General features: G+C 40.2%; 7 protein-coding genes. All 7 read right to left on the minus strand.

Features of this window, described 5'->3' with window-relative positions:
• Positions 1 to 38: 38 nt before the first annotated feature.
• Positions 39 to 941, minus strand: coding sequence for an AraC family transcriptional regulator (locus DV942_RS04315; protein ID WP_090986998.1), 903 nt, complete (start codon positions 939 to 941; stop codon positions 39 to 41).
• Positions 942 to 1433: 492 nt separating this feature from the next.
• Positions 1434 to 2675 carry an NAD(P)/FAD-dependent oxidoreductase gene (locus DV942_RS04320; protein WP_145855574.1) on the minus strand — a complete coding sequence of 414 codons (1242 nt, stop codon included), beginning with the start codon at positions 2673 to 2675 and terminating at the stop codon, positions 1434 to 1436.
• A gap of 37 nt (positions 2676 to 2712) precedes the next feature.
• Positions 2713 to 3714, minus strand: a complete 1002-nt coding sequence (locus DV942_RS04325) for a 4-hydroxyproline epimerase (protein WP_145855576.1) — start codon at positions 3712 to 3714, stop codon at positions 2713 to 2715.
• Positions 3707 to 5293 (minus strand): aldehyde dehydrogenase (NADP(+)), encoded by a 1587-nt coding sequence (locus DV942_RS04330; protein ID WP_145855578.1) that lies wholly within the window; start codon positions 5291 to 5293, stop codon positions 3707 to 3709. Before DV942_RS04330 ends, DV942_RS04325 begins: the two co-directional genes overlap by 8 nt.
• Positions 5294 to 5307: 14 nt before the next feature.
• A complete protein-coding gene (locus DV942_RS04335; RefSeq protein WP_145855580.1) occupies positions 5308 to 6225 on the minus strand; it encodes a dihydrodipicolinate synthase family protein in 918 nt (305 codons plus the stop codon).
• Between the two features lie 333 nt (positions 6226 to 6558).
• Complete coding sequence (locus DV942_RS04340; protein WP_145855582.1) at positions 6559 to 8229, minus strand: M1 family metallopeptidase; 1671 nt, start codon at positions 8227 to 8229, stop codon at positions 6559 to 6561.
• Positions 8230 to 8904: 675 nt separating this feature from the next.
• Complete coding sequence (locus DV942_RS04345) at positions 8905 to 10302, minus strand: aminopeptidase P family protein (protein ID WP_145855584.1); 1398 nt, start codon at positions 10300 to 10302, stop codon at positions 8905 to 8907.
• Between the last annotated feature and the right edge of the window lie 943 nt (positions 10303 to 11245).

Here is an 11245-nt window from a genome sequence, read left to right on the forward strand (position 1 = left end):
TGTAAAAAATGGTTACATTATATTAAAAAAGCAGTTGTTTAAGCGCCGATGTAGTTCACCCTGCTTACATTGTTATAGGTATCAATATATGCTCTTGGTGATTGGCCGATAATACTTTTAAACACCCTGTTAAAATTGGTAATGCTATTAAAACCAGCTTTATAGGCTACGCCTGAAATGCAATCCGCTTTTTCTCCCGATATCAGACTTTTGCAGGCATCATTGATTCTTACTTCATTTAAAAATGACACAAAAGTATGACCGGTATGTTTTTTGAAATACCTGCAGAAAGCCTGAGGCGTCATAAACGCCGCATTGGCTACATCTTCTAATGAAATTTGACTGTTATAGTTTTCGGTGATGAAATTAATGATCTTACTTAAACGCATACCTTCATTTTCGGTTACGTTGGAAGAATACATATCGGAGCATAAAGGTTCTACATTCTCATTCAAATCCTGAAGGCTGTTAACCATTTTCAGGAAGTTAAACAATACATCAACCCCTGCTGCCTGGTGCACATTCAGCATTTTACCTACTATGTTTTTGGTAAATGCAGCCGGAACTTTGAAACCATGCTTGTTTTTAGCTAAAAAAGCACTGGCCAGCTTCATTTCAGGGAGATTAAACAAAGCAGCTAATATGCCATTCGGATTAAAGTAAATAGAACATGCTTTAATGGTTTTATTACTGTCGATGGCGAAATACTCGGGATTACTTTTAAACAGATGCGGAAGTTTGGCTCCAATTAAAAAAACATCTCCAGACCGGAAGGCATGCATATCATTTCCAGCAATTAATGTCCCCTCACCTTTTTCTATATACGTGATCTGCCATTCATCGTGGCGATGCAGGTATTGATAAAAATAGGGAGATTCGATTTGTTCCGATATCACACTTTTGTCATCAGGAACAAGCATGGTAAAAGGTAATACTTTCATAATCCAGTTAGTTTGGTTTGGTTGGTTATTATGAATTGAATATATAAATATTAACTCAAATAACCCAATAAAACTCAGACAAGGTTAAAATACTGCTATAATTTGATAAAATATGACGGATTTTATCAACAAACTGACCACTCATTAATTACTATTAACGTAGTTAAAGGACTATAAATCATCTTATAGCAGGAGCTCAAAAGAAAACCAATTGCTTAGCAATGCGTTGATCCGGATGGGAAACCGAAACGCAGTTGTTGAAAAGGTGTCGGGATTATAAATCCCGACTAACGGAAAATCCCGGCTAACAAAAGCTGGTCTGGATTTGTAATCCGGACCCAACGAACTATGGATTTAGAATCCATAAAAGAACGAACAGCGTCGGGATTACAAATCCCGACCAACAGAGTAATCTATTATTATAGGACTGAAAAGTTGAAGTCGGGATTACAAATCCCGACTAACTTAAACCGACTAACTTAAATCTAAAAATTATCGAACCAATGCGTAAGGTTCAATATTTATATCAGTTGCGATGCCTGAAACAATCTGACTAACCAACAAACCTGTTGCAGGTCCTAAGCTTAAGCCCATCATGCCGTGGCCGGTAGCAATGATCAGGTTTTCTCTTTTTTTGCATCTGCCGATGTATGGCAAACCATCAGGTGATGAGGGACGGAAACCATACCAGATATCTTTTTCTGCAGGAACTGCCGGTTTTAAATCTGGAAAATATGCCGGAACGGATTCAACAATCCCTTTAACCCGTTGCATATTAATGCGGGTATTGATCTTATCTAATTCCATTGTTCCGCCGTACCTGATCTGACCGTTCATTGGTGTGATAGCTACCCTGGCTTCACATAACAATGCCGGGATAGTTACACGTTGCCGAGGTTCGGGTTCCATAAATGAATACCCCTTACCTGGCATTAAAGATATTTTAACATCGGCCATTTTGGCCACTGCAGGCGACCACGAACCAGTCGCTAAAATATATTCATCTGCTTCCCAGGAGGTATTACCCGCAAAAACCTTCGTAATGCGATTTCCTGATGTTTCAATTTTATCAACTTCTTTGTTACGCTGTATATTAACGCCATTCTTTATTAGATATTTGAGCAGAGCGTCCATTAATTTTGTCGGGTAAAGATGGGCATCACAACGATAGTGTACTGCTCCCAAAACATCTAATTTTAAATCTGGCTGTAAAGCACGGCATTCATCGGCAGTAAGTACGGCCATATCCAGGCCAAGCTCTATTGCACGTGCAGCTAAATGCGCCTCCTCTTCAGCAGCTTTTTCTGTTTTGTAAAATGCCAGAATGCCGTTTTTGGTTAATTCGAAATCGAACTCCGGCTCTTTAGCCAGGCCCTCATATAGTTTTTTGCTCAGCAAAGATAAATCACGTAATGGTACAGCCGCCTGGCTTACATGTTTTGCTGTGGCATGTTTCATAAATTTCAAGCCCCAGCTAACGAGGTTTGCGTTTAATGAAGGGCGCACATAAAATGGGCTTTTGCTATCGAACATCCAGCGGATCCCCTGCTGTATCATCCCCGGCGCTGCCAGAGGAACAAAATGGCTCGGCACAATCATCCCTGCATTACCAAATGAGCAGTTGTCGGTAATATCTCCCTTATCCAAAATTGTTACTTCGTAGCCCCTTTTCTGCAAATAATATGCTGACGTCAGACCTACTATTCCACCACCTATAATTAATACTTTCGACATGCTTTTAACTTATTCTGCTGATATTTCTTTTTTACTTTTAGATCACCTGAAACCCATATGCATATGGATCATCTTCGGGATCTATTTTGATGGTATTGTAGCCGTAAACTTTTGCCCAGCCTTCTACACTTGGTATAATGGCCTGAATTCCGTTTAGATCAACAACTTCTTCTACTTTTCCGATAAACTTACTGCCAATAAAACTCTCATGGATAAAATCCTCTCCCTGCTTTAGCTTTCCTTTGGCAAACCACTGTGCCAAACGGGCGGAAGTACCGGTTCCGCATGGCGAACGATCAATGGCTTTATCACCATAAAAAACAGCATTTCTGGCTGTTGATGTAGGATCAATAGTTTTTCCCGTCCATAATATATGGCTACAGCCGTTTATTGTTGGATCTTGTGGATGAACAAAGCTGTAAAGTTCATTGATGCGTTTTCTGATGATCTGGCTCCAGCTAATCAACTGCGAAGCACTGTAATTTTCTAATCCCGGAAAATTCTCCTGCGGATCGACGATGGCATAGAAATTTCCTCCGTAAGCTACGTCAAAAGTAAGCGTACCCAAATCAGGACATTCAACCTGAAGATTTTCTGCAGCGAGATAAGAAGCTACATTTTTCAGCTTAACAGACTTTACTTTTTTTCCTTCCTGCTTGTACTCGATCAATACCAATCCTGCTGGCGCTTCCATTCTGATCTGCCCTGGTATTTTCGGTTGGATGAGCCCTTCTTCAATAGCAATGGTAATGGTACCGATGGTACCATGCCCACACATTGGCAGACAGCCACTAGTCTCGATAAAAAGTACCGCTACATCATTAGCCGGATCATGAGGTGGATAGAGAATACTACCCGACATCATATCATGCCCGCGTGGTTCGAACATCAGGCCTTTCCTGATCCAGTCAAATTCTTGTAGAAAATGCTGGCGCTTTTCGCTCATGTTCGAGCCGGTAAGCTGAGGCCCTCCACCTGCCACTAACCTAACCGGATTTCCACAGGTATGTGCATCTACACAAAAAAAAGTTTTACTCATGAGATTTCGTTAATTGTTGATTGACCGTTCTGAAAATACCCAGCGGGTTGCCATCTTTCAATTCATCCGGCAATAATTCCTGCTCCCAATCCTGATAAGCCAAAGGTCTGACAAAACGATTGATAGCGGTAGAGCCTACAGAAGTAAAACGACTATCGTTGGTTGCAGGGAATGGACCACCATGTTGCATGGCGGCACAAACTTCTACACCTGTAGGCACACCATTCAGTATAATTCTTCCGGTTTTATCAGTTAACTTGTTTACCAAAGCCTGGTAATCCTTAAGCTCCTGTTTTTCGGCCATTAAGGTAACGGTAAGCTGACCCTCTAATACTTCAACGGCCTGCTCCAGTTCAGCATGATCCCGGGCAACAACCAACAGAGAATATGGTCCGAAAATTTCTTCACGTAGTTTTGGATTTTTAATAAAATCGGCAGCACTTACCTGAGCTATTTTCGCTTCTGATTGATTTTGAAGTTCCGTATTTTTCACCATTGATGCCGATAAAAGCACAACACCATCTTCATTTACAACCTCAGCAGAAAGTTTGCCATAATTATGGGCAATACCTTCGGTAAGCATAGTTGCCGATGGAACGGTTGAAATGGCTTCTTTTAAAGCAGTCTTAAAGTTTTCGAGTGCAGGCGATTGTACGGCTAACAATAACCCGGGATTGGTACAAAACTGACCTGCTCCCAAGGTAATGGATGCAGCATATTTTTTAGCCAGTTCTTCTGCCTGGTTTTCTATGGCTAACGGAAGAAAAATTACCGGGTTAATACTGCCCATTTCTGCAAAAACCGGAATTGGTTGTTCGCGTTGTTGGGCAAGGTTAATTAAGGCCATACCGCCTTTAAACGAACCGGTAAACGTTACGGCTTTGGTTAAGGGATGTTGAACCAGCCCAGCACCAACAGCGTAACCATCATCATATAACAAAGAGAAAACACCTTTAGGCATTCCCGTTTTTTCTGCTGCTTTAATAATGGCACCACCTACCAAAGCACTGGTTCCATAATGTGCGGGATGCGCTTTAACCACCACCGGACAGCCAGAGGCCAGTGCCGATGCGGTATCGCCGCCTGCAACAGAAAAAGCAAGCGGAAAGTTGCTTGCACCAAAAACCACTACTGGTCCGATGGGAATGAGCATTCGCCTGATATCTGGTCTTGGTAAAGGCTGTCTGTCAGGTAATGCCGTATCAATAATGGCATCAACCCAAGAGCCTTCTGCAACCAAACTGGCAAATAACCTTAATTGACCCGTAGTTCTGCCCAATTCGCCCTGTAAACGGGCTAAAGGCAAACCACTTTCTGCTGAAGCCCTGTTTACCAGTTCTTCACCAAGATTGGCAATTTCATCTGCAATGGCATTTAAAAATGCGGCTTTAAGATCTTTGTTTAAGTTTCTGTAGCTTTGAAAAGCAGCTGTTGCTGCTGTTAAGGCATCATCAACCAGTTTCTCGTTAGCTTTGAAAAATTCGCCATCAAGCGTTAATCCCGTTGCGGGATTAACAGCTTTAAGGCTTTTTTCATTAACTTCAATATAAGTACCGGCTACAATATTTTTTCCGTTCATATTTGATTTTTAAACTATTTGCCCCAACTACCTGCAGGTAATTCCGGACGAACAGCTAATGCATCATTAATAATTTTCAATACTTTCTCTCTTTCTGCGCCACTTAATGGTAAACGCGGGGCACGAACCGCTTCAGTTCCCAATCCGGTTGCCACCTCCGCTAATTTAATGTATTGTACCAATTTTGCATGAATATCCAACTCAAGCACAGGTAAAAACCAACGGTAAATTTTTAATGCTTCGGCAATGCGATTTTCTTTAACCAACCTGAAAATAGCAACGGTTTCTCTAGGGAAAGCATCAACCAAACCTGCAACCCATCCATGTGCACCCATTACAATACTTTCCATTGCTAAAGGATCTACTCCGGTAAAGATTTTAAAACGGTCGCCAAAACGGTTGATCAATCTGGTTACGTTTGATACATCTCTTGTTGATTCTTTGATGGCCTGGATGTTGTCGTATTTGGTTAAAACCTCGAACATGTCCAAAGTTACTTCGATTTTATAATCAACAGGATTGTTATAAATCATGATCGGCAGACTGGTGCTTTCTGCAACAGCACCAAAAAAGGCTAACGTTTCATCCGGAGCAGCATTATAGCGCATTGGCGGCAACAACATTAAACCTTGCGCACCAAGTGATTCTGCTTTTTTAGCTACTTCGATTGCTTTTTTTGTAGTTGATTCTGCAATATTCAATAAAACCGGAACGCGACCATTTACCACTGTTAAGGTATGTGATAACAAACCAAACTTTTCTTCATCCGTTAGTACACTGGCTTCGCCTAGCGATCCACCTAATATAATTCCTTCAGCACCTGCTTCTAATTGCGCTTCGATATTTAAATCGAACGCAGGAAAATCTAACTCATCGTTTGCTGTAAATTTAGTGGTTACAGCCGGGAAAACCCCAGTCCATTTGATACTCATTTTAATGTTATGTTTTAATAAATATTTTCAAAATTCATCTCGCCAATTCCCAAAAAGCCAGGATCCATAGGCAAATATTAGCTCATCATTGATCCACAATCAATGCGTCTAACTGATGTTCAAAGTTAGGAAATCACCAGGCAGCAATATTGTTAGATTTTAACCGATAATGGTCGTAAATGCGCCACTTCAACCAGATAAATCTGGTATTGAAAAGCAAAATTCATTAATAAAAAGAACGAGAGATGAATAAAAAAGTTATCCTATTGCGCAACACCTCCTCTAAATCAGCTGAATAGAAAAACACCTGTTGCCTATTCTATCAGAAGATATTTATTTTGTATTTTTCACCTGAAGGTAATACATAAATTCGATACCCGATGTTGTAAAAAGTGCATCCTGCCCTTTGGCCAGCGTAACCTGCTGCCAGTTTTGCGAAGGTATAATTTTTAATGTTGTAATGCCTTCTTTTTTCAGACTTAAAGGCAGGTTAAAACCCTTAACACAATTGCTATACCGGTAAAACGCCTTGCCATCTTTAAGGTAATATTCGAATACCGGAATCTGCTTGGTACGAAGATACTGATCAAAAACTTTTGAAAAATTATAACCTGCTTTTTTAGAAATATAATTTTCAATCTGTGCAGTAGTTACCGTTTGATGATAAAAAGTTTGGTTTAGCCCCCGCAATATAGATCTAAAAAGCTGGTCGTTATTTAAACTGTGCCTGATGGAATGCAGCATATTGCCTCCTTTTGGATACATATCGCCGCTGCCTTGTGCATTTACGCCATAAGGAGGAATAATGGGGCTATCATTTCTGATACCTTTTCTAATACCGAAATTATACTCGTTTCCAGCGTTAGTGCCAAAGGTATAATCTACAAAAAGTGTTTCGCTGTAGTTGGTGAAACTTTCATGCACCCACATATCGGCCAGGTCATTAGTGGTAATGTTGTTGCCAAACCATTCGTGCCCACTTTCATGAATGATGATGAAATCCCACTTTAAACCCCAACCATTACCCGACATATCTTTACCTCTATAGCCAAATTTATAACCGTTGCCATAAGAAACGGCCGATTGATGTTCCATACCCGTATGTGAAGCATCGATCAACTGATAACCATCTTCATAAAAAGGATAAGGCCCGAACCAGTACTCCATGCTTTTCATCATTTTATGTACCTGATCGTGCATGTAGTTTTTCGCTTTGGGGTAATTATAATCCAGTACCCAATAGTTCACATCAAGTGCGCCCTTTTCTCCGGCATATTTCTCCTTAAAATTTACGTATTTGCCAATGTAAGGAATAATGCAATAATTGCTGATCGGATTTTTAACGTTGTACTGATAGGTAGCGGTACCATCGTGATTATCTTTCTTAAATACCAGGCGGCCATTACCCACCGCGATCAACGTATCCGGAACGGTCATGGTTAAAGAAGCACCTAAATTCGGTTCGTCACTTTGATGATCTTTATTCGGATACCAAACCGAAGCACCTAAGCCCTGGCAGGCCACTGTCATCCACGGCCGCGAAAGCGAGTCGGTAGTGAAAATAAAACCACCATCCCAGGGTGCTCTTTTGGCCTGATGTACCTTTCCATGGTAAAAAATATGGACATTATTCAAAGCAGATAACTTTTGTGCAGGTACATGTACATACCACACACTGCCCACATGTTCGAATTTTAACTTTGAACCACCATTATATAAAATGCTATCAATAATTAAGGGTTCCTGCAAATCGATCTGCATGCGGGTGTTGCCATTATTTTGATGCACTACTTTATAAACGATCTTATTTGAACCCATGATGCTTTTATCATTGTAATCTGGCTTAACAGCCAGTTCGTAACGCTGTACATCCCACCAGGTCCGTTCGGCATTCAGGCTGCCCCTCAGGGTGTCGGCTAAAGTATAAACTTTTGTTGGTGACTGCGCAAATAGCAGGGTACTCAACGTTAAGAAAACTAGGTTTAAGGAGATTATTTTTTTCATATTTTTTTGCTGGTTATCATGTTGCAATAGCGTATGCTTAATTTGAAAAGCACTTTCAGCTTTTCATCGGTTACGGCAGCCCTGCTATCCCTCCTGCTCCGATGAAGAATCAGGAGCATCCATTCTATCAGGTTTAGTTAACCTGGGTTTGTGCTAAACACCCCGTTTCTATTCCGTGCATCAGCCTAATGTTTTTGGTCCGGACAGGAGTGGCATTCCGATCCTTCATCGGAATAAAGCGGATGGCAGGAACCTCCTTTAAAAAAAAACGAATGACCCTGCTCTCCAAAACAAAACTGCTGTTATTTTAATACATTTTCTTATTATCAGCGCATAAATATCAGTTTGAAAAGCAATTGCGGTTTTTCATTGGTTCCACCAGTCCTGCTATCCCTCCTGCTCCGATGAAACCTGTGCAACAAGCAAGCACACCGTAAAGCAACCAAAGCAAGTTACTTAAATCGGGAGCATCCGTTTTATCAGGTTTTGTTAACCCGGGTTTGTGCTAAACACCCCGTTTCTATCCCTTGCATCAGCCTTGTTTTTAGCCCTGACAGGAGCGGGCATTCCGATCCTTCATCGGAATAAAGTGGATGGCAGGAACCTCCTTTAAGAAAAACGAATGACCCTGCGCTCCAAAACAAAAAAAATCTTTTATTCAACTAGCCGCCTATCCTAATAAGCTTCGCTTCTAACCGATTCTATTTCTTCAGTAGTTATGGCCAAATATTTCCCCAGCATACGGCTTCCATTTTCTGTAATCAGAAAATCATCTTCAACCCTGATGCCAGTAAAGTTTCTAAATTGCTCTAATTTATCGTAGTTAATAAATTCGGCAAACTGATTAGCGGCTTTCCAACGATCGATCAGTTCCGGAATAATATACACACCTGGTTCTACCGTTAACACATATCCTTTTTCCAGCGCTTTGCCTAATCTTAACGATTTTAAGCCAAACTGGGTAGTATTTTTGGTCAGCTCATCTGTATAACCCACATACTGCTCACCTAAATCTTCCATATCATGTACATCTAAGCCCATCATATGTCCGGTTCCACATTGGAAGAACATGGCATGCGCACCGGCCTGTACCGCATCTTCTATATTACCCTTCATCAGGCCAATATCCTTTAAACCCTGCGCCAGCATTTTGCAAGAAGCCAAATGTACATCTAAATACCTCACGCCCGGGGCCAGCATATTTTTGCCATGCGTATAAGCATTCAATACAATATCATAAACATCTTTTTGCTCAGCGGTAAATTTCTTACCTACAGGAAAAGTACGTGTAAGATCGCCAGCATAACCTAAAGCGGTTTCTACACCGGAATCGTTTAATACCAGTTGCCCTTCCCTGAGCTGATTGCCATGGTAATGGTTATGCAAAATCTCTCCGCGAACGGTTAAAATAACAGGATAGGCCAGATTTCCGCCCGAAGCTAATGCAGCACCTTGAATTTTAGCGGCAAGTTCGCGTTCATACATACCAGGTTTAGCCTGCTGCATCACCATTAAATGAATATCGGCAGATATTGCCGCAGCACGATCCAATTCTTCAACTTCTTCAACAGATTTAACTGACCGTTGTGCTACTACCGCCTTAATAAAACCAATTGAAGCTTTTTCTTTAAGTTGATCAATAGACAGGTTGAGCCAGCTGGCCAATTTAATTTTATTCGCAGATCGGTAAGGTGGTAAGAAATGAATCTCACGTTTTTTTTCTAAATATTGTTTCAGATAAGTGTTTAGCTGTGCATAGGGCAATACTTTGGTTAGGCCAGCATCCAGGCTTTTTTCTTCAAGTGTTTTCTGCCTGCCCATCCATACAATATCATCAATGCCCATCTCGTCACCGAAAAGAATCGTCTCCTCCTCATCCAGGTCAATAATGGCGCCTAAGGATGGATCGTTGATACCAAAATAATATAAAAAGGTACTATCCTGCCTAAAATGATAGGTATTGTCCTTATAATTCATCGGGCTATCTTCATTACCCAAAAAGAGTAATATTCCCGAATTTATTTTTGATTTTAATGCTGCTCTTCTTTCGAGGTAAACTTTCTTTTCAAACATATTTTTTCAGTTAAGCAAATATCCCAAAAGCTAATTTTATTCAATAACAATTAATTGCAATGGCTAAAATATGGGGTGTATCTGCAAATTATAAGCTATTAATCCGCCGTAAAAGTCACAATAAATTTCATTTTGACGAAATAGAAATGAAGAATCAGCTAAAAATCAAGCCGTATACTCTATCATGCTTGCCATTTAAAAAATTTATGTATAAATAATTGTAATTTAAAATATTGACATATTTCATTTAAAGTATTACTTATTATTTTAACAATTTTTCATCAGCATATCATTTTAAAAAAGGTATTATAATAATTTTATCAATTTGATTATCAATTTATATAATAAGATGTATTAAATCTATTTATCATATAGAAACTTCAAACTGCTCATTATCTTATTCAAATAAATCATAATTAGATTTTCTTATTATGTAATCTTTATCTCAATTCCGTAGTGTTAAGCGCAGCATCACTACGGATTAATGAATGGTGTTGATTTTTAAACTCAATGGCGAAACAACGAGTCGGAGACTCTATTCCATTCTTTAATCCGTAGAGCCTTTCAGAACTCTACGGATAGACATGATAAATCAATCCTGTCCGTAGTGTTAAGCGCAGCGTCACTACGGATTAATGAATGGTGTTGAGTTTTAAACTCAATGGCGAAACAACGAGTCAGAGACTCTATTCCATTCTTTAATCCGTAGAGCCTTTCAGAACTCTACGGATAGACATGATAAATCAATCCTGTCCGTAGTGTTAAGCGCAGCGTCACTACGGATTGATGAACAGTGTTGAGTTTTAAAATCAATGGCGAAAAAACGAGTCAGAGACTCTATTCCATTCTTTAATCCGTAGCGCCTTTCAGAACTCTACGGATAGACATGATAAATCAATCCTGTCCAGTCCTGTCCGTAATGTTAAGCGCAGCGTCACTACGG

It is taken from the genome of Pedobacter suwonensis (genome assembly GCF_007833675.1).
GTDB classification, from domain to species: Bacteria; Bacteroidota; Bacteroidia; order Sphingobacteriales; family Sphingobacteriaceae; genus Pedobacter; species Pedobacter suwonensis.

Coding starts and splice junctions, on each gene's coding strand:
- DV942_RS04315 (WP_090986998.1), bottom strand. CDS start 941: ATGAAAGTATTACCTTTTACCATGCTTGTTCCTGATGACAAAAGTGTG.
- DV942_RS04320 (WP_145855574.1), bottom strand. CDS start 2,675: ATGTCGAAAGTATTAATTATAGGTGGTGGAATAGTAGGTCTGACGTCA.
- DV942_RS04325 (WP_145855576.1), bottom strand. CDS start 3,714: ATGAGTAAAACTTTTTTTTGTGTAGATGCACATACCTGTGGAAATCCG.
- DV942_RS04330 (WP_145855578.1), bottom strand. CDS start 5,293: ATGAACGGAAAAAATATTGTAGCCGGTACTTATATTGAAGTTAATGAA.
- DV942_RS04335 (WP_145855580.1), bottom strand. CDS start 6,225: ATGAGTATCAAATGGACTGGGGTTTTCCCGGCTGTAACCACTAAATTT.
- DV942_RS04340 (WP_145855582.1), bottom strand. CDS start 8,229: ATGAAAAAAATAATCTCCTTAAACCTAGTTTTCTTAACGTTGAGTACC.
- DV942_RS04345 (WP_145855584.1), bottom strand. CDS start 10,302: ATGTTTGAAAAGAAAGTTTACCTCGAAAGAAGAGCAGCATTAAAATCA.